Here is a 19,731-nt window from a genome sequence, read left to right on the forward strand (position 1 = left end):
GACCCACGCTCGCGTTCAGAACGGTTCTATCATGTCGACATCACGTCTGCCTTCGCGGCAGGTCGTTTCCGGCCTGCACCATCATATCCGTACTGGTCTAAGCCGGGGTCTGCCGGCAATCGCGGCGGTCTGCCTTCTGGCGGCGGCCTGGGAGGCTTATGTCCGCCTGTCCGGCATCTCGCCCACGACCTTGCCCGCGCCTTCCCGCGTGCTTGCGCAGACCTTCCAGTCCCGGCAGGCCCTGTTCGACAACACGCTCCCGACATTGCGGGCGACGCTTGCAGGCTTCGGCTGCTCGCTTGCGGCCGCCTTCATCCTGTCGGTGCTGATCGATTTCTGCCAGTCCCTGCGCCGCGCCCTGTTTCCGCTCTTCATCATCAGCCAGACGCTGCCGCTGGTCGCCATCGCGCCACTGATCGTCCTGTGGTTTGGCTTCGGCCTGATGCCAAAGATTATGCTCGTCGCGCTCGTCACCTTCTTCCCGATGCTGGTAGCACTTTGCCAGGGCTATCAATCGACTGAGGACGAGCTGCAGCAACTGGTTGCCTCGATGGGCGCGCCACGCTGGAAGCAGTTCCTGCTGGCCCGCCTGCCATCCGCCCTACCCTTCTTCTTCGCTGGGCTGCGTATATCCATCACCTACGCCGTCGTCGGCGCGATCTTCGCCGAATATGCGGGTGCTGCCAAAGGGCTCGGCATCTACATGCTGAACGCCAAGAACAATTTCCGGCCCGATCTGGTGCTCGCCGCCGTGTTCGTCAGCGCCGCGCTGACCCTCACTTTGTTCGGCCTCACCGTGATCGCCGAACACCTGGCCATGCCATGGGCGAGACGCGGAAAGGGAAGCGCCCGATGACCGTGCCGCGCCTGGAACTCGACCACATCACCTGCCGCTACGGCGAAACGCCGGTCTTGTCGGACATCTCGCTGACGGTGAAGCCCGGCGAATTCGTCTCCATTCTCGGGCCTTCGGGCTCCGGCAAGTCAACGCTCTTCAAACTGCTGACCAGCGCGCGCAGGCCTGAGGGCGGCAGCATGCGCTTCGACGGCCAACCGCTTGACGGAACGATCCGCCCCTTCGCCTTCATGCCGCAGCGCGATGCGCTGATGCCGTGGCGGCGCATAATCGACAACACCACGCTCGGCCTCGAGGTTCAGGGCATGCGCCGCGCCGAGGCCCGCCGGCGGGTGCTGCCGCTGTTTTCAGAATTCGGCCTCGACGGCTTCGAACAGCATTATCCGGCAGAATTGTCCGGCGGCATGCGGCAGCGGGCGGCACTGCTGCGCACCGTGGTGCAGCACAAGCCGATGCTCCTGCTTGACGAACCCTTCGGCGCGCTCGACGCCTTGACGCGTGCCAGCATGCAGCGCTGGCTGGAGCAGATGTGGTCGCAGCACGACTGGACCGCGATGCTCGTCACCCATGATGTGCGCGAAGCGGTCTATCTCTCCGATCGCATCTATATCTTCTCGCCCCGCCCGGCCCGCGTCATCCGCGAGATCACCGTCGATCTGCCGCGCCCACGCATCTTGGACGGCGCGGCGCGGGCGCTTGCGGGCGAGATCGAGGCCGACATTCTCGACACGCTCTTCGATGCCCCGAACGACGCCACAACGACCAATTTGGAAGAACCACGATGAAAAACCCGATGCTGACCCGCCGCGCAGCCCTGGCTTCCGCCGCAGGGCTTGCTCTGACGCTGCCAATGTCACCGCTTCTGTCGAGGCCGGCCCGCAGCCAGGAGAAGCGCCCCGTCAAGGTCGCGCTGGACTGGACGCCGAATACCAACCACATCGGCCTCTTCGTGGCGCGCGACAAGGGATTTTATCGCGATGCCGGCCTCGACGTGGAAATCCTGCCTTATACGGACACATCGGCCGGCACGCTCGTCGCCAACCATGTCGCTGACTTCGGCATTGACGGCGCCATCGGCCTCATGACACAGCGGACAGCCGGCGCCGATCTCGTGGCGACCTACGCCATCGTTCAGACCGAGACCGGCCGCCTCGTCTTCAATGCCGATCGCGATGACATCCGCAGCCCCAGGGATCTCGACGGCAAGACCTATGGCGGCTTCGGCAGCGCCTGGGAGAACGCGCTGATCGGTTCGCTGATCCGGCATGATGGCGGCAAGGGCGAATTCGAGACCGTGACGCTCGGCACCTCCGCCTATCAGGCGCTCGCCAACGGCAGCGTTGATTTCACGCTCGAAGTCTACACCTGGGAAGGCGTGCAGGCGGAGCTCGAGGGTGTGAAGCAACGCGCCTTCCGCTACGCCGATTATGGCGTTCCGGACGAGCACACGACGCTGCTCGCCTCCAGCCAGGCATTTCTAAACGAGAAGCCGGACCTCGCCCGCGCCTTCCTGCAGGCAACCCGCAAGGGCTACGACTTCGCGGTCGATCACCCCGACGACGCGGTCGATCTGATGATCGCGGCCAATAGCGACGCGCTGACCAATCGCGCGCTTGTAGAGGCATCGCTGAAGGCGCTGATCGCGGGGCACTATTTCCGCACAAACGACGGCATTACCGGTCGCATCGATCCGGCCAAGATGACAGCGACCGGCGACTATCTGTTTCAGGCGAAAATCCTGAAGGATGCCGACGGCAAGGCGCTCACCACAGCACCTGACTTCTCGCGCTATTTCACGAACACGCCGCTCGACGCCGCCTGACAGCCGGCATGCCTGCACCATCCACGACACTCCTCCAATCGGTAGCCGATTGGAGGAGTGCTTCCCGTGGCCGAGGTGATCAAAAGCACAAGGCCAAGCGAGTAGCCTAGCGTGCAGTTTGATTAAAGCTTTACCGAAAATTCATGATGTACCGCCGATTGCTAGCAGGCGAATATTTTTACCATTACGGCGTTCTCGCCACTTTGATTTTCGGAGCTTTCATTTTGAAAAACCTAAGGATTTCACGCCAACTTTTTATGCTCGTGGGCCTGCTGCTCGTCATATTCTCGGGCATTGTCTACATGCAGATCAGCACATTGCGTGATGCCATCTACACCGAACGTTTCGAAATGATGCGCTCGCAGGTCGAAAGCGCCATCAGTGTGCTCGACACCTTCTACCAACAGGAGAAAGCCGGAACACTGACGCACGAAGCCGCACAACAGGCAGCCTTCAAGGTTGTCGAGAAGATGAAATACGAGCCTTCAGGCTATTTCGTCGGCTTCGACTACAATGTCGTCCAGATCTTCAAGGAAGGCTCCAAAAGCATCGGTCAGAACCAGTCCGGCACACAGGACAAGACCGGAAAATATATCTCCAAGGAACAGGTTGATCGCGGTATCGCTGGCGGCGGCCGCACGATCTTCTACTGGCAGAAGCCCGGCCAGCCGGCCGATCAGCTCTTCCTCAAGGGCAACTACTCGAAAGCCTTCGAACCCTGGAAGGTCGTCGTTGCGACCGGCGTCTACATGGATGACGTCGAGGCGCAGATCTGGAATGCGACGATTGAAGTCGTTGGTCTCTGTCTCGTCGCGCTGGCCATCGCCGTCGCCATGGCTTTCTACATCATTCGCAGCATTTCGCAGCCGCTGACTGCGATCCATGACGCGTTGGGCGCGGTTGCCAATGAAGATGTCAGCAAGGTCATTCCGCACACCGACCTGCGCAACGAAGTCGGCATGATGGCGAAAGCCACCAAGTCGCTGCAGGAAAAGGTGCGCGATCGCCAGGAGATGACCATCCGCCAGGAAGAGCAGCAGCGCGAGCTGAATGCCGAGCGCCAGCGCAGCGTCGATGCGCAGTTGCTCGACGCCGAGCAACAGGCGCATGTGGTCTCGACCATCGGAAGCTCGCTCGAGCGGCTGGCGAACGGCGACCTCACCGTCCGCTGCGATGATCTCGGCACCAAGTATGCCGGCCTGCGCGACAACTTCAACGATGCGCTCGCACGGCTTGAGCAGGCGATGTCGCGCGTCAGCCTGAAGGGCAACGACATTGCCGTCAGCAAGGAAGAAATTCGCCGCGCCTCCAACGAGCTCGCGCAGCGCACGGAACGCCAGGCCGCGAACCTCGAGGAAACCTCAGCGGCGCTCGACGAACTGACGGTTGCCGTCAGGCAGACTGCTGACGGCGCCCGCGAGGCGGCGCGGCGCGTCTCCAGTGTCAGCACCGAGGCCCGGCAGAGCGACGCCGTCGTCAGCGAAGCGATCAATGCGATGAACGGGATCGAACAGTCCTCCGCCGAGATCACGAAGATCATCGGTGTCATCGACGAAATCGCCTTCCAGACGAACCTTCTGGCCCTCAATGCCGGCGTAGAAGCGGCCCGTGCCGGCGAAAGCGGCAAGGGTTTCGCGGTTGTCGCGCAGGAGGTTCGCGAACTCGCGCAGCGGTCTGCCGCGGCGGCGAAGGAAATCAAAGGCCAGATTTCCAGCTCCTCGACGCAGGTCGAGCAGGGTGTGGATCTCGTCGGACGCGCCGGTGAAGCGCTGAAGAGGATTTCAAGCCAGATCGAAAGCGCCAACGAGATCGTCTCGAAGATCTCTCACAGTGCCCAGGAGCAAGACACGACCTTGCGATCGATCTCGCAATCGATGAACCAGCTGGACACGGCAACGCAGCAGAATGCCGCGATGGCGGAAGAGACGACCGCATCCGCCGAGGTGCTCGCCAACGACACCGGCGATCTGCTCGATCTGATCCGAGGCTTCCGCATTGCTCAGAGGGGTGGGGCGACGGCGCTTCACGACATGGGCCAGAAGATGCGGCTCGCAAGCTAACTCTCCGACGCGATCGAGTCGGCTCGATTATCGGAATAGATGTGGCGGCGTCTCCCCAGGCGCCGCCACATATCGTTGTGCTCATAACCTTTGCCGGCCAGGAAGTTTGCAAGCAGGCCGCGAGGAAAATCGCGCGCACCTCGAGTCAAACTTGACTCCAGCAATCAAGATAAGTAAGCAATGCTGACGTAATCAGAGGTCAGCCATCGGCGGCCGTTACGCGGGTCCATTTCGACGATGACAGCACGCGCCTACAGCAAAGTGACGGTCCTCACGGCAGCGATTGCGCAGCCGGCCGCCACGCGTGCGTCCACGCATACCGCCAATAAAAAACGCCTTTAAATCGCCAGCGGAGGAGCGTGCCAGGTCACCTGCGGCTCCGCCTGCGGGACTGAAACGACACGCGCCAAGGCGCGACCAAGGAGACGGGCAGATGAGCGCACAAGATCGGGTCACGGGCCTCTACGATATCAGCGAAGACAAGAGCAGCTGTGGCGTCGGCTTCATTACCCGCAAGGATGGCGTTCAGACCCATGACGTGCTGAAGCGGGGCCACGAGGCGCTCTGTGCCGTCCCGCATCGCGGCGGCATGTCGGCGGAAGGCGTCGGTGATGGCGCCGGCATCTCGGTCGATCTCTCCCTCTCCTTCTTCCGCGGCCTCACCGGTAAACCTGATCTCGCCGCCGGTCGTTTCGGCGTCGGCAATTTCTTCCTGCCGAACAACCCAAATGAGCACCAGCGCGCGGCCGATATCATCGAGGCGGCGCTCGCCGATGAGGGCTTGCCCGTGCTTCTCGTGCGAGACGTGCCTGTCGACAATGACGCGATCCGCCCGATCTCCGTGCGCTACCAGCTGCCGATCCGCCAATGGGTGTTTGCCGCTCCCGAGGCCGCGAAGACGCCTGCCGAATTCGACTGGCGCATCCACAAGGCGCTGCTTGCGATCGAAGCCGTTGCCTATACCGATCCGGCCTTGGCCGGCTTCTATCCGCTGTCGCTCAGCGCCCGCACGCAGGTCTTCAAGGGCCGGTTGAACTCCAACGAGGTGCTGCCCTACTTCCGCGATCTCGTGGACCCCGCGCACGAAATCCATACCATGTATTTCCACACGCGGTTTTCCACCAACACCGACCCGCACCCCTCCATGGCCCAGCCCTTCCGGCTGATGGCGCACAATGGCGAATTGAACACCGACAAGAAGAACCGCCTCTCCGAGGCTGCGATCGCGCTTGCCCGTAATTCCGCGATCATCCGCCCGAAAGGCCAATCCGACAGCTGCCGTCTCGACCAGACCCTGCAGAGCCGGGTGATGGAAGATGGCCTCGACCTCGTGACCGCCGTCGTCTCGATGATGCCGCCGGCGTGGGAGAATGACGAGACGCTGTCCGAAGACGTCAGGGCAATGTTCGAATATTTCTCGCTCTACGAGGAGAAGAACGACGGCCCGGCCGCGCTGATCTTCGGCAACGGCACCATCGTCGGCGCCAGGCTCGACCGGCTCGGCCTGCGGCCCCTGCGCACCGTCGAGACCTCCGATTATCTCTGCGTCATGTCGGAAGCCGGCCAGATCGCCTTTCCGCCCGAGACCGTTCTCCGGCGCGGCCGGATCGAGGCCGGCGGCATGCTCTACTTCGATCACGCGGCCGGCCGATCCTACTCGACATCGGAAGCGCTCGATATGCTCGCGGAGCAGCGCGACTACAAGACGCTGCTCGCTGACGCCCGCGTCCACCTCGAGGACCTGCCCGAAGTGCCGGCCGACCAGCAGGGATCCCCACTCCGCTACAATGGCGACCTCGAGCGTCATCAGCGCTACGTCGCCTATTCCCACAATCAGGAAAGCTTCAAGTTCCTGATGGATCCGATGCTGGCGACGGGTGCCGAGAAGATTTCGGCAATGGGTTACGGCAATGCCATCAACGCCCTTTCCGACCAGGAGGGCGGCGTTGCCAAATATTTCTCGCAGCGCTTTGCCCAGGTGACAAACCCGCCGCTCGACAGCATTCGCGAAGCCGACGGCATGACCCTGCGCGTGGCGCTCGGCGCCAAGCCGAACATCGGCGCCAAGGCCGCCCGCCAGATCGTCGTGCGCTCACCGATCCTCACTCATCTCGACATGCTGAAGATCCGTGAGCAGTCCGAGACGCCGTTGCGCCGCTTCGAGATGCTATACACGCCCGTCGCCGGCGATCCCAAGGCCAACGAGCAGGCGCTGGAGGCCGCGATCTCAAGGCTTTGCGACGCGGTGGAAGCCTTCGCCGCCGAAGAAGGCGGCATCGCTGTCGTCACCGATCGCCATGTAGCGCGCGACCGCGCGGCCCTGCCGATGATCATCGTCATCTCCGCCCTCAACCAGCGCCTGATCGAAACCGGCCTGCGCCTGCGCGTCTCCATCATCGCAGAGAGCGGCCAGATTTCCTCGTCTCACCATATCGCCGCGGCACTCGGCTTCGGCGCCTCGGCCGTCTATCCGCTCGGCGTCCAGTTCCGGGCCGAGGAGAAGTTCGGCGCCGATGCCGACAAGGCGTTCAAGCGCTTCGCCAAGGCGGCAGAAAAGTCGTTGATGAAGACGATGGGCAAGGTTGGCCTGTGCACGGCCGAAAGCTACATCGCCGGTGAATTCTTCGAGCCCAACTTCCTCGACACCAACGATCCCGTGCTGCGCCGCTATTTCCCGAATGTGAAGACCCCTGTTGGCGGCGTGAACTTCGCCGTCATCGCTCAAGCGGTGTGCGACTGGCACATGCGGGCGCTGACCGTTACCGGTGAAAACGAGATCCCGCTGCTCGGCCTTTTCAAGGAGCGCGCCGAGGGCGCCGGTCACTCATATGGCACGACCGCTGTCCGTGGCTTCGTTGACATGACCGAGGAGAAGATCGATTTCGAGCGGATGGCCGGCGACACCGACCAGTCGGAATTCTTCCGGCTTCTGCCACTCAACCGTCTGGAAGATGCCTTCGGCCTCAACGATGCCGCCTATTACAGCACCAGCTTCGAAAAGCTGACGCCCGAGGCGATCGACCGCTTCGAGATCACGCCCGGCTACCGCGCCTTCGCACGCATGATGATGGAAGAGCGCATGAGGCGCCCAGCGGCTTTGCGTGATGTGCTGGACCTGCCCGCCGATGTCAGCTTCTGCGGCAATGCCGAGGATTTCAGGCGCGAGATGGGACGTTTTTCCCGCAAGGGAAACAACGCCTTCATGGTGCGCGGCCTTTCCTGCGAGCGCGTTGGCGACGACGAGTTCCGGCTGCGCCTGACGACCTCGAATGGCAGCCAGCTGACGCTGCTTTCGGCACTTGCGCAGTCGCTCGTCATGCGCTTCGGAACCGACATCGTCGGCCACTGGCTGGAAGCAGGCGCTCTTGCCGTGCAGGCGAAGGGCGAGGCCCGCGACTATCTCTCGCTGCTGCGCACCGCGCCCGCAAGCATTCCGCTTTCCGAAATCCAGAACGCGAGCGAAATCACGTCGCTGCTCGCCTCGGGCGCCATGAGCCACGGCGCGCTCGTGGCCGCCGCCCATGAAGCGGTCGCCCACGGCACCAACATGGCCGGCGGCATGTCGAACTCCGGCGAGGGCGGCGAGCATCTGTCGCGCTACGGCACGATCCGCGCTTCCAAGATCAAGCAGTTCGCCTCAGGGCGCTTCGGCATCTGGGCGGGCTATCTCGCCGATCCGATGCTTGAGGAGATCGAGATCAAGATCGGCCAGGGCGCCAAGCCCGGCGAAGGCGGTCAGCTCCCCTCGCCCAAGGTGACCGTCGAGATCGCGGCCGCCCGTGGCGGCACGCCCGGCGTCGAGCTCGTCTCGCCTCCCCCTCATCACGACACCTATTCGATCGAGGATCTGGCGCAGCTCATCCATGACGCCAAGGCGGCGCGCGTGCGTGTTGTCGTCAAGCTCGTCTCGTCGGAAGGGATCGGCACGATCGCCGTTGGCGTCGCCAAGGCAGGCGCCGATGTCATCAATGTCGCCGGCAACACCGGCGGCACGGGTGCGGCCGCCGTCACCAGCCTGAAATACACCGGGCGCGCCGCCGAAATCGGCATCGCCGAGGTCCATCAGGCGCTTTGCGCCAACGGCTTGCGCGATAAGGTCACGTTGCGTTGCTCGGGCGCGCACCAGACGGCGAGCGACGTCATCAAGTCGGCTCTGCTCGGTGGCGACAGTTTCGAATTCGGCACCACCGCGTTGATGATGCTGAAATGCGTCATGGCGAAGAACTGCAACATCAAGTGCCCGGCCGGGCTGACCACCAACCAGGAGGTCTTCAACGGCGACCCCCGGGCGCTTGCGCAATATCTGCTCAACATCGCCCACGAGACCCGCGAGCTTCTGGCATCGCTCGGCCTGCCGTCGCTGCGCCAGGCGCGCGGGCGTTCCGATCTTCTTCATCTCCTCGATCACCCCTCAAGCGTCGGGCAGCTTGACCTCCGCGCGATGCTTGCGGTGGTCGAGGAGGTGAAGATTACCGACCCCGTCTATATGGAGAAGGATTACGCCGTCGATGACGGCTTCCGCGACCTCGTGCAGTCGGCGCTGATCGAAAACGGCAAGGAAACCGTCGAGCTCGGCGGCAATCGCTTCCTCAACAATTGCAACAAGAGCGTCGGCGGGCAGCTGGCAGTCGATATCGAGCGTATGCTGAACTACGAGATCGACGCCGCGACGGCAGCCACCCTGCCGGCGGTTCGCCAGGACGAGCGCGGCCGGCGCTTCCTCGAGCCCGGATCGGTCAATATCGCGACCTCGGGTTCGGCCGGGCAATCCTACGGCGCGTTCTGCAATGACGGTATGATGCTCACCCATACCGGCACCTGCAATGACGGTGTCGGCAAGAGCGCCTGCGGTGGCACCATCGTCGTCAAGTCGCCGGGCGGCGGCTCCGACGAGGCGGGCGGCAACGTGCTGATCGGCAACTTCGCGCTCTTCGGCGCCACCGGCGGTCGCACCTTCGTGGAAGGCCAGGCCGGGGACCGTTTTGCCGTCCGCAATTCCGGCGCGACATCAGTTGTCGAGGGCGTTGGCGACTTCTGCTGCGAATACATGACCAATGGCGCGGTTCTCAATCTCGGAAGCTTCGGCAAGGGCTTCGGCAACGGCATGAGCGGCGGTTTCGTCTATCAGTACGACCCGTACGGCGATCTGCCGAAGAAGGTCAGCCACGACTCGATCCTGCTCGGCTCAATCTCCGACGAAGGGGATGAAGCGGCCATCCATGGCCAAGCCGTGCACATGCTGCCCACCTGGCATCTGGCCGCGACCGGCTCGTCCAAGGCGCGCTGGCTCCTGGAGAACTGGGAGAGCGAACGGCACAATTTCGTCTACGGCATGCCGCGGGCGCTGCTGCTCTATCAGGATAGCGATCAGATCCTGAAGGCCAAGCCGCGCAAAGAGCTGATCGAGGAGCTGGCCTCGGCGCTCGCAGCCCATCAGGTCCGCAAGTTCAAGCTGGCCTATCGCGACCGCAAGCCAGTGCTCAACGGCCGCGTACCCGGCTACGGCGAGACAGACACGGACGAAATGTTCGCGCTGCTCAACAATTACACCGTGCTTTCCATGGCGCAGGGCCTGGCGATGGCGCGTGTGCCCAACGCGCTCGGCCCGTCCGAGCCGGCCGTAGAGAAGGCTGTGCGCAACCTCATCCTGACGGAGGATTTCGCGCTTATGAGCAAGCTGATGCGGCACGCGCGTGACGCTATCGACGGCCACAGCGACGAACAGCTGGCGGTGATGATCGCCGCCAAGCGACTTGCCGACTACAAGGAAGCGCTGGCGCGCCGCAACATCCTGTCGATGGATAGCCCCGGCACCTACGGCTGGATCATCCACCAGTACGCCCGCAACATCGAAAGGATCGGTCGCCTGCCGAGCTTCGAGGAGCTGTTCGCCAAGCGCGCGGTCTCCGACCTGACGACATCTGCCCGAACCAGCCGAGTGTGACGATGAAAGTGCCCTATATCCCCGCCGACGCCCCCTTCAATGGCGACCAGCGCGCCTGGCTTTCCGGCTTCCTTGCCGGCCTCCACTCACGGCTGGCGATCGATGGTGACGGCAGCGCCGCCGCCGCGGTAGCGCCGCAGCAGCCGGCATCAAGCCCACTGCATATCCTCTATGGCACGCAAACCGGAAATGCCGAGGGCGTGGCCATGGATGCGGCGGCGGCTGCCCGCGCTGCCGGGATGCAGCCGGTGGTCGAGGCGCTCGACGATATCGACATGGCTCGCTTCTCGACCATGAAGCGGGTGATCGTGGTGGTCTCCACCTATGGCGAAGGAGAGATGCCGGATAATGCGCAACTCTTCTGGGAGGCGCTTTCGGCGGACAGCGCGCCCAGACTGGAGACCATGAATTTCGGCGTGCTAGCGCTCGGCGACACCGGCTATGATGGCTTCTGCCAGGCGGGCAAGCTGATCGACACCCGGCTGGAGCAACTCGGCGCCCAGCGGATGGCGAACCGCCTGGATTGCGACGTGGATTACGAGGATGCCGCATCGGCCTGGGTGAACGAGACCCTGCCGGTCGCAGCAGCGATCGAAGGTGGAGCCACAGAGCCGGCCGAAGCGACGGCCCTGCCTGTCCGCGAGAAATCGCAATGGAACCGCAAGTCGCCTTATCCCTCGACCCTTGCCGTCAACCGGCTGCTCTCGGGTACACGATCCGCCAAGGAAATCCGGCATTTCGAGTTCGATCTCGGCGATAGCGGATTGGTTTACGAAGCCGGCGATGCCCTGGGTGTCATGCCTATGAACAATCCGTCCCTTGTTTCGGCCATTCTGGAGCGTCTGGGCGCCGACGCGGAAGCGGCCGTTTCCGGCCTCGCCCGGCCGCTGGGCCAGGAATTGACGGCCAGCTTCGAGATTTCCACGCCGTCGCGCGAATTCATCGCGGAGATCGAACGGCGCGCCAGCCATGAAGAGCTCAGCCATATCCTGCGCCATGGCGACAAGGAAGCACTGGAGAATTGGCTGTGGGGCAAGGACAGCCTCGACCTCCTGCAATTGCTGCCGGAGCGCGCGATGAGCGCCGCCGATTTCGTCGGCCTGCTGAAGCCGCTGCAGCACCGCGCCTACTCGATCTCCTCGAGCCCGCTTGCTGCCGAGGGGCGCGTGCACCTGACCGTTGCCAGCGTGCGCTACACGCCCAACGGGCGCGAGCACGGCGGCGTGTGCTCGACCTATCTGGCGGATCGTGCGGAGGGTGACATGGCCGGCATTTTCGTGTCGCAGAACAAGGCGTTCCGCGTGCCCTCGGATGATGCGACCCCTGTCATCATGGTCGGTCCCGGCACCGGCATCGCGCCGTTCCGGGCCTTCCTGCAGGAGCGGCAGGCGCGCGGCGCTGCGGGTCGGAACTGGCTGTTCTTCGGCGACCAGCACCGTGCCGACGATTTCATCTACGAAGAGGAGTTGGCTGCGATGAGCAGCGCAGGCCTGCTGACGCGGCTCGATCTGGCCTTTTCCCGTGACCAGCAGGAAAAGATCTACGTGCAGACCCGCATGCGTGAGAACGGCAAGGCGCTCTACGCCTGGCTGGAAGAAGGCGGGCATTTCTATGTTTGCGGCGATGCGACACGAATGGCACGCGACGTGGATCAGGCCCTGCACGACATCATCGCTGTCCACGGCGGCCATTCCGCTGATGCCGCGAGCGCCTATGTCAACGAATTGAAGCGCCAGAAGCGCTACGTTCGCGACGTCTACTAGGGCCAGGACTGGCTGGCTCCGTCACAATCCGAAAATGCTATCGAGCGGTCGAAAACATCGGCCGCTCGAACGCGTTTATCAACCCGGACCATGTGCCGGGTAGGAAAGCGTGCGCGTTCGTGCTCTCCTGGCACTATCAGGTGTCATTTCGGGACGCTGATGGCTATAGTTTATTGGATATTAATAACGTTGAACGAGACTCGCCTAGCCGTGACAGCGAAGCATGTAAATCGATGCAAGCAAGAATCGCTTGCATGAATGGCATGGCGGAAAACATGGAACATGAAGGTTTCGATTTACCGTTCCTCCTCAAGGAGATTGATATCCTTGCGGATGAACTCAGCAAGCTGCCCCCGTCGATGGACAGGACAGCGCTGGAACTTAGACTGGCACAGATGCGCCAGATCGTTGAACTGCGGCATACGCGCCGCGGCATGAAAAACCTCGATCCAAACTAACGGCTCGACTGTTATCATGTGGCACACTCGCCTGCCGCGGCTGCGGCAAGCGCAGACCCAGCCACCCACTCATGCATTGAGCGAGTTGTGGCCGCGTCGAGGATTGTGCTTCGATATTCCCGGTAAAGAGGCTAATAAGCGCGCAAGCGAATGAGAGGAATTGGCCATGGAACCGGAAACCGTAACGATCGACAACCGCAACGACTTCTCGCTTTGGGCGATCGAACGCGCCAAGCTGATCGTCAGCGAGCAGGGCACGGCGCTTGCGCTTGCGGCGCGTGACATGGACAACGCGGAGATCGGTCAGGCCGGCAATGCGCTCGGCCAGGCGATCGCCGACGCCATGCTCGAAGTATTCGACGGGCTGATGAACGGCGTTGCCGAGGAATAACGGGTTCACCGTTGCTCCGTTGACCGAACGATCGGCAAAAATTGCGCCCGATCTTCTTTGGGAACCTTTTCGCAGCTGAAGGGTTTTATCTGCGCAACGTATTGAAATCCGCGTTGCTGGATCAGCAAGCCCAATGCAGTCCAACCAAAAGCCCGGTGCAGCCCCTCGCACCGGGTTTTTTCATGCGCGGTACCGGAGCGCCCACGCTTGATGCATAAAGAACATACTATATGTTAAGGGCGCGGTGGCAGCTTTGCACGGCTGCCGCCAATCAAATGCGCTTCGAGGGGGTATAAAGCGTTGGACACGAGACCATGGATGATCCCTGTTCTGATCGCCTGCCGGCGCAGTGGCGCCGTTTATACGGTCACGAGTACCCGTGAAGCGCTCAAACTGCTTTTTACTGCTTGGCCGGTCGCTGAAGGCAAGGCCTACTTTTCCGCCCTGGAAGTGTGCGACGGCGTGGCAATCGGCAAGGCTTCACCGGAAGATGCGCGCCTCGCCTTTATCGCCGCGGCAGATGAAGCCAAGGTGCCATATGACGTGGTGCCCGCCGCACCGGTTCCGCTTTAGGCAGCGTCGCCGCGCTCACTCCTCGACGCCTTCCTCAAACGTGTAGGACGCGCACATTTCGTCGGAGCTTTTCGGCGCATGCCGACCGGTGAACACCGCAATCGCCGACAAGCCATCGCCGGCGGACCAATTTGCGACATAGGTGACCGGACCGGAGCCGCAGAGACGATTGCCGTTCAGCAACTCGAGATCCGAAGGATCGGCGACGCGATAGACGGAAGCCGGTACACGTTCGCCGTCGACGATGAAGTGATCGCCGACCAGATTGGAAAACGAAAGCTCTTCACCCGTTTCGAAGGTAATGCTGAAGTCGTCCATCGAGATATCGCCGGTAACGGACATGGCGGTGTTGCTGACAGCCTTGTACGCGTCAGCCCATGACGGGCTCGCTGCCGACAACGCAGAGAGCGATAGAATAAGACATGATTTGAAGAAGCGCACGGTGACCTCGGGTGAAAAGGCAGGCACGGCAGAGCCGTGCCTGCGCGATATTATTCGGCTGCAGGTTTCAGGGAGCTGATGATCGCCTGGAGTTCAGGCCCATGCGCCTCCTGCGTTCCCTGCGATCCCCAATAGGTGATGACGAGGAGCTTGCCTGGTTTGGGCGAGAGCAGCGAGAGGCCGATATTGACTGCGCCGTCATTGTCGGTGCCGGTCCAGTCGAAGTTGGTCATGTCCATGCCGTTGATCGGCTCATCGGACTTCTTCTGCGTCGAGCCGTCGACCTTCACGCCGTTCTTTTGAAGAAAGGCGATAGCGTCGTCGATGACCTTGTCGGTGCTCTTTTCGTCGGCGACGTCGATCGAAAGGTAAATAGCCGAGTCATCGGACGTCGCCTGGATCCCGGTTTCCGTTTCCTCGGGCTCCCAGCTATCTGGAATGGCGATCTGAGCGATGGGGGCGTCGCTCGGGAATGCAAGCGTCTTGGCCTGGCTGATGCCGGGTATGAGGGCGGCGAGAAGCGCCCCGACGAGAATCGTCTTCATGTAAGGTCCCTGGGGGTTAGAGAACATGTGTGCGGGCGCATATTAGCGCTGCGGCGTTAAAAAGATCCGCACATCGCCATCGCACGTTCGCTCCGCCCCAGAAATGGTTCAGGACCTGAAACAGTTCGGGCCGGCGTGGACATCATGTCCGCGCCGGCCCGTTGTTCGAAAGACCGTTGTTACTCGCCGGGAACGATCGCCGGGTTGTTGCCGGGAGCCGCTTGCGGACTATCGGCCTGCTTCGGCGCCTTCCAGGCGATCAGGCGGTAGAACATCGGGATGAAGAAGGTCGCGATGAACGTCGCCGCGAGCATGCCCCCGATAACGCCGGTTCCGATGGCGTGACGACTGGCCGAGCCCGCACCCGTGCTGATCGCCAACGGCACGACACCCAGAATGAATGCCAGCGACGTCATGACGATCGGGCGGAAACGCAGGCGGGCGGCTTCGATCGCAGCCTCGCCGGCCGACAGTCCTTCCTGGCGCTTCAGAACGGCAAACTCGACGATGAGGATGGCGTTCTTGGCGGCCAGACCGATCAGCGTGACCATGCCGATCTGGAAGTAGACGTCGTTGGTCAGCCCGCGGAGCATCGTTGCGAGCAGTGCACCGAACAGCGCGAACGGGATGGCCGTGATAACCGCCAGCGGCAGCGTCCACTTCTCGTACTGCGCGGCAAGGATGAGGAACACCATGATGATGCCGAAGAGCATCGCCTGCGTTCCCGCGCCGCCCGTTGCCAGTTCCTGGTAGGCCGAACCTGTCCAGGCGATCTGGTAGCTTGCCGGAAGGGTCTCACTCGCGACCTCCTGCAATGCGCGGATGGCGTCACCCGAGGTATAGCCAGGAGCCGGGTTGCCGGTGACCTTGGCCGAGTTGAACGCGTTGAAGCGTTCGACCTGGTCGGGGCCGATGATGCGCGTGACCTTCACCAACGCATCCAGCGGGATCATGCTGCCATTGTTCGAGCGAACGAAGACCTGACGGAGATCGTCTGGCGACTGCCGGAAAGCCGATTCCGACTGCAGATTGACCTGGTAATTGCGGCCATAGAGCGTGAAGTCGTTGACATAGAGGCTACCGAACGTGGCCTGCATGGCATCGAACACCGTGTTGATCGGCACGTCGAGCGCCTTTGCCTTCTCGCGATCGAGATCCGCGTGGTACTGCGGAACGCTGGCATCGAAGGTGGTGCGCACGGCGGTCAGCTCAGGGCGCTTCGAAGCCGCGGCAACGAGAGCATTCGCCTGTTCGGCAAGGTTCGCGATGCCGTTGCCGCCACGGTCCTGAACATAGGCTTCGAAACCACCCGTGGTGCTCAAGCCCTGGATCGGCGGCGGATTGAAGGCCAGAACCATCCCATCCTTGATATCGCTATTGGCGCCGATGATCGGCCCCGCCATGTTGCGGGCGTCCAGTGCCGCAGTGGTGCGCTCCTTCCAGTCATCGAGAATGATGAAGGACACACCGGCGCTGCTCTTGATGCCGCCGGCGAGGATATCGTAGCCGGAGACCGCGAAGACGTCGTGAACGCCTTCAAGCTTCGAGGTGTTGTCGACCACCTGGTTCATGACCGCTTCGGTGCGCGGAAGCGCTGCTGCCGGCGGAAGTACGGCAACCTGCAGTACCCAGCCCTGGTCTTCGTTGGGAACGAGCGATCCCGGGAGGGTGTAGAAGAGGTAGCCAGTCGCGCCAAGCAGGGCGCCAACGAGGACGAGACCGATGGCGAAACGCTTGACGAAGAAGCGAACGCCCGCCGTATAGCCCGACGTCAGACGGTCAAAGGCGCGGTTGAACACGCGGAACGGCAGCGCCGGTTCATGATGACCGGGCTTCAGGATCAGCCCGCAGAGCGCCGGCGTCAACGTCAATGCCACGATGCCCGACAGGATCACCGAGATGGCGATCGTGACGGCGAACTGCTTGTACATCTGGCCCGCAAGCCCGCCCATGAAGGAGACCGGGATGAAGACCGAGCACAGCACGAGCACGATTGCGACAACCGGTCCCGTGACTTCGCCCATGGCCTTGATAGCCGCGTCCTTGGGCGGCAGCTTGTCTACCGTCATCAGGCGTTCGACGTTTTCAAGAACCACGATGGCGTCGTCCACGACGATACCGATCGCCAGCACCAGGCCGAATAGCGTCAGCAGGTTGATCGAAAAACCGAGCAGATACATGCCGGCGAAGGTGCCAATGATCGAGATCGGAACCGCGATCACAGGGATAAGCGTTGCTCTCCAGTTCTGCAGGAACAGGAACACCACAATGACCACGAGGGCGATCGCTTCGAAGAAGGTGTGAATGACCTCTTCGATCGAGACCTGGATGAACTTTGTCGTATCGTAAGGAATACGATAGTCGATACCGTCAGGGAACGACTTCTTCAGTTCAGCCAGGCGCGTCGAAAGCGCTTCCATCGTGTTCAAAGCATTGGCGCCCGGCTGCAGATAAACTGCGATCGGAACGGCCGGCGTGCCATTGAGGCTGCTCTGTACCGAATAGCTCTTGGTACCAAGCTCGATGCGAGCGACATCCTTCAGCCGCAGCGTCGCTGCGTTGCTGGTCGAGCGCAGGATGATGTCACCAAAGGCTTCCGGGTCAGCCAGACGACCCTGCGTGGAAACGCTGTAGGTAAAGGGCTGTCCGGTGGCGCTCGGCTGATCGCCGAAACGGCCGGCCGCGAACTGCGAGTTCTGCTCCTGGATGGCCGCCGACACGTCGCTCGGCGTCAGGCCGTACTGCGCCATCTTGTCCGGTCGAAGCCAGACGCGCATGGAATAGTCGATATCACCGAGCACGTTGACATCGCCGATGCCGGGAAGACGCTTGAGATCGTCGATGACGTTCAAGAGCGCGTAGTTGCCGACATAGGCGCGGTCATACTGCGTGTTGTTGGAGAACATCGCCACGAAAGCGAGAATGGAGTTCGAGCGCTTGGCGACAACGACACCCTGACGGGTAACTTCCTGCGGCAAGGTCGAAGTCGCACGCTGGACACGGTTATTCACGTTGATCGCGGCCTGGTCGGGATCCGTGCCAAGCGCGAACGTCACCGTGATCTGCATGGTGCCGCTGTTGGAGTTCGTCGATTGCATGTAGAGCATGTTCTCGACGCCGTTGATCTGCTGCTCCAGCGGAGCGGCAACGGTCTGCGCGACAGTTTCAGCGCTGGCTCCGGGATAGTTCGCCGTAACGACGACCTGCGGCGGCACCAGTTCAGGATATTGCGCGATAGGCAGCGCCCGCAGGGCCAGAAGGCCCGCCAGAACGATGACAATGGAAATGACCGCCGCGAAGACCGGCCGGTCGATAAAGAACCTGTTACCCATCAGTTGGCCGCCGTCTCTTTCGTATCCTTGCCGGCATCGGCAGCCGCCGCTTCAGCCGTCGCGTTGACGGCCGAGCCCGGACGCACCTTGATGATGCCTTCTGTGATCAGCTGGTCACCGGCATCGAGGCCCGAATTGATGATCCAGTTGCTGCCGACCTTCTGGCCGAGCGTTACCGCGTTGATCTTGGCCTTACCGTCCTTGCCGACGGTATAGACGAACTGACCCTGCGGGCCCTGCATCAACGCTATCTCCGGAATGACGATCGCGTCATCGGCAGTCACGCCACTCACTGTCGCGCGTACAAACTGGCCCGGAATGAGCTGGCGATCGGGATTGTCGATGATCGCACGTGCCTGAATGGTGCCCGTATTGACGTCGACGGTGGCCGACGTGAAGTCGACAAGTCCCTCGTGACCGTAGGTCGAGCCGTCACCAAAGGTGAGCTTGACCCGCAGCTTCTGCTCCTGGCCCTTGCTCTTCATCAGATCGATGAGATGGCGGATTTCTCGTGCCTCGGAATCCGAGAAGGAGAAATTGACGTAAACGGGGTCCAGTTGGGTGATGTTGGTCAGCAGGCTGGAATCAGTGCTGATCAGGCTGCCTTCAGAGACCTGTTCGAGGCTCGTGATGCCGCCAATCGGCGCAGTCACCTTGGTGTAGCCGAGGTTGAGTTCGGCGGTCTTGACCTGGGCTTCGGCGGAAGCGACAGCCGCTTCGGCGAGTTCGCGCGCGGAAATCGCGTCGTCGCGGCTCTTCTGGCTGCCGACATTCTGATCGAAGAGGCTGATGTTGCGCTTTTCCTCGCGAATGCCCTGGCCGAGCTGGGCCTGAGCCTGCTTCAATCCGGCCTGCGCCTGCATCAGTGCCGCTTCATAGGGCGCAGGATCGATGAGAAACAGCACATCGCCGGCCTTGACCTGAGCGCCTTCGACGAAATTACGCTTCAGCAGGATACCGCTCACGCGAGCGCGTACTTCCGTCTGACGAAATGCCGAGATGCGAGCAGCATATTCATAGCTGAGCGGGACCGAGCTTGCGGCAACATTCACGGTTGTGACGGATGGAGGCGGTGGGGCCTCGGCCTGCTGGGCCATTGCCGCGGAAGACATGAATATCGATACAGCCGCTACAAGCACGCCGCTGCGAACGGTGGAAAAATGCCGCTGATTTTTATTTTGCACTTTTATTCGCCTTTACTTGGGCTCGATTCAACCGAGCAACCTTGGTTCCCTCCTCCCCTTGGCTCCTCCGCCAAGCTTTACTCCGTTGTGAAATTGGCGTGCGAGACCCCATCCACAAGCAACCAAACGAATTCCGCTAGTCGCTCGCCTGCCTCGAAGAACCTGCGCACGTCGATGAGGAAACAGCTGCCACTTCGCATCTGCTTCCGATTTTTCGTTTTTATATCCCGTATTTAACAGCCGACCGGAGCCGGAGCTCGGCCTTAGCATTTACGTAACAGCTCGGTCCGAACATGTTAAGATGCCGAAATCCGCATAAGGCCATGAAGCATGTTCATGAATGGCCTTCGATTGACCACAAG

Annotated in this window: 13 protein-coding genes; 9 read left to right on the top strand and 4 right to left on the bottom strand. The window is 61.9% G+C overall.

What is annotated here, in order from left to right; translation table 11 throughout:
* The first annotated feature begins 31 nt into the window (after positions 1–31).
* The 9 genes from ACCD05_RS03435 to ACCD05_RS03475 all read left to right on the top strand — a co-directional run bounded on the left by ACCD05_RS03435 (position 32) and on the right by ACCD05_RS03475 (position 13,867).
* On the top strand, positions 32–856 hold the full coding sequence (locus ACCD05_RS03435; protein WP_413391140.1) for an ABC transporter permease: 825 nt from the start codon (positions 32–34) through the stop codon (positions 854–856).
* Complete coding sequence (locus tag ACCD05_RS03440; RefSeq protein ID WP_112949439.1) at positions 853–1,641, top strand: ABC transporter ATP-binding protein; 789 nt, start codon at positions 853–855, stop codon at positions 1,639–1,641. The genes ACCD05_RS03435 and ACCD05_RS03440 overlap by 4 nt, the downstream gene beginning before the upstream one ends.
* Positions 1,638–2,678, top strand: coding sequence for an ABC transporter substrate-binding protein (locus tag ACCD05_RS03445; protein ID WP_112949440.1), 1,041 nt, complete (start codon positions 1,638–1,640; stop codon positions 2,676–2,678). The genes ACCD05_RS03440 and ACCD05_RS03445 overlap by 4 nt, the downstream gene beginning before the upstream one ends.
* Before the next feature lie 224 nt (positions 2,679–2,902).
* Positions 2,903–4,738, top strand: coding sequence for a methyl-accepting chemotaxis protein (locus ACCD05_RS03450; RefSeq protein WP_112949460.1), 1,836 nt, complete (start codon positions 2,903–2,905; stop codon positions 4,736–4,738).
* A 433-nt stretch (positions 4,739–5,171) separates the two neighbouring features.
* Positions 5,172–10,682 carry a glutamate synthase-related protein gene (locus ACCD05_RS03455; RefSeq protein ID WP_413391143.1) on the top strand — a complete coding sequence of 1,837 codons (5,511 nt, stop codon included), beginning with the start codon at positions 5,172–5,174 and terminating at the stop codon, positions 10,680–10,682.
* A 2-nt stretch (positions 10,683–10,684) separates the two neighbouring features.
* Positions 10,685–12,445 carry a sulfite reductase subunit alpha gene (locus ACCD05_RS03460; RefSeq protein WP_112949442.1) on the top strand — a complete coding sequence of 587 codons (1,761 nt, stop codon included), beginning with the start codon at positions 10,685–10,687 and terminating at the stop codon, positions 12,443–12,445.
* A 254-nt stretch (positions 12,446–12,699) separates the two neighbouring features.
* Complete coding sequence (locus tag ACCD05_RS03465) at positions 12,700–12,903, top strand: hypothetical protein (RefSeq protein ID WP_018898056.1); 204 nt, start codon at positions 12,700–12,702, stop codon at positions 12,901–12,903.
* A gap of 166 nt (positions 12,904–13,069) precedes the next feature.
* The gene (locus ACCD05_RS03470) at positions 13,070–13,294 is read left to right on the top strand and encodes a hypothetical protein (protein ID WP_112949443.1); all 225 of its coding nucleotides are present in this window, start codon (positions 13,070–13,072) and stop codon (positions 13,292–13,294) included.
* Positions 13,295–13,612: 318 nt separating this feature from the next.
* Positions 13,613–13,867: a DUF982 domain-containing protein gene (locus ACCD05_RS03475; RefSeq protein WP_081992903.1), complete on the top strand. Its 255-nt coding sequence runs from the start codon at positions 13,613–13,615 to the stop codon at positions 13,865–13,867.
* Between the two features lie 15 nt (positions 13,868–13,882).
* Here ACCD05_RS03475 and ACCD05_RS03480 read toward each other — a convergent pair whose 3' ends face one another.
* From ACCD05_RS03480 to ACCD05_RS03495, 4 genes are all read right to left on the bottom strand, one after another.
* On the bottom strand, positions 13,883–14,335 hold the full coding sequence (locus tag ACCD05_RS03480; protein ID WP_112949444.1) for a hypothetical protein: 453 nt from the start codon (positions 14,333–14,335) through the stop codon (positions 13,883–13,885).
* 23 nt (positions 14,336–14,358) lie between these two features.
* Positions 14,359–14,853 carry a hypothetical protein gene (locus tag ACCD05_RS03485; RefSeq protein WP_047504318.1) on the bottom strand — a complete coding sequence of 165 codons (495 nt, stop codon included), beginning with the start codon at positions 14,851–14,853 and terminating at the stop codon, positions 14,359–14,361.
* Positions 14,854–15,032: 179 nt separating this feature from the next.
* Positions 15,033–18,185: a multidrug efflux RND transporter permease subunit gene (locus tag ACCD05_RS03490; RefSeq protein ID WP_112435262.1), complete on the bottom strand. Its 3,153-nt coding sequence runs from the start codon at positions 18,183–18,185 to the stop codon at positions 15,033–15,035.
* Positions 18,185–19,282: an efflux RND transporter periplasmic adaptor subunit gene (locus ACCD05_RS03495; RefSeq protein WP_112435263.1), complete on the bottom strand. Its 1,098-nt coding sequence runs from the start codon at positions 19,280–19,282 to the stop codon at positions 18,185–18,187. The genes ACCD05_RS03490 and ACCD05_RS03495 overlap by 1 nt, the downstream gene beginning before the upstream one ends.
* Positions 19,283–19,731 lie beyond the last annotated feature (449 nt).

Origin of the sequence: Rhizobium sp. Rhizsp42 (assembly GCF_047304155.1) — a bacterium.
In the GTDB taxonomy this organism is placed as follows: domain Bacteria; phylum Pseudomonadota; class Alphaproteobacteria; order Rhizobiales; family Rhizobiaceae; genus Rhizobium.

Bases quoted from the DNA above. Each gene is read 5' to 3' on its own strand.
- ACCD05_RS03495 (WP_112435263.1), bottom strand. From the start codon at position 19,282: ATGGCCCAGCAGGCCGAGGCCCCACCGCCTCCATCCGTCACAACCGTG.
- ACCD05_RS03445 (WP_112949440.1), top strand. From the start codon at position 1,638: ATGAAAAACCCGATGCTGACCCGCCGCGCAGCCCTGGCTTCCGCCGCA.
- ACCD05_RS03440 (WP_112949439.1), top strand. From the start codon at position 853: ATGACCGTGCCGCGCCTGGAACTCGACCACATCACCTGCCGCTACGGC.
- ACCD05_RS03460 (WP_112949442.1), top strand. From the start codon at position 10,685: ATGAAAGTGCCCTATATCCCCGCCGACGCCCCCTTCAATGGCGACCAG.
- ACCD05_RS03465 (WP_018898056.1), top strand. From the start codon at position 12,700: ATGAATGGCATGGCGGAAAACATGGAACATGAAGGTTTCGATTTACCG.
- ACCD05_RS03475 (WP_081992903.1), top strand. From the start codon at position 13,613: ATGATCCCTGTTCTGATCGCCTGCCGGCGCAGTGGCGCCGTTTATACG.
- ACCD05_RS03455 (WP_413391143.1), top strand. From the start codon at position 5,172: ATGAGCGCACAAGATCGGGTCACGGGCCTCTACGATATCAGCGAAGAC.
- ACCD05_RS03470 (WP_112949443.1), top strand. From the start codon at position 13,070: ATGGAACCGGAAACCGTAACGATCGACAACCGCAACGACTTCTCGCTT.
- ACCD05_RS03485 (WP_047504318.1), bottom strand. From the start codon at position 14,853: ATGAAGACGATTCTCGTCGGGGCGCTTCTCGCCGCCCTCATACCCGGC.
- ACCD05_RS03435 (WP_413391140.1), top strand. From the start codon at position 32: ATGTCGACATCACGTCTGCCTTCGCGGCAGGTCGTTTCCGGCCTGCAC.
- ACCD05_RS03490 (WP_112435262.1), bottom strand. From the start codon at position 18,185: ATGGGTAACAGGTTCTTTATCGACCGGCCGGTCTTCGCGGCGGTCATT.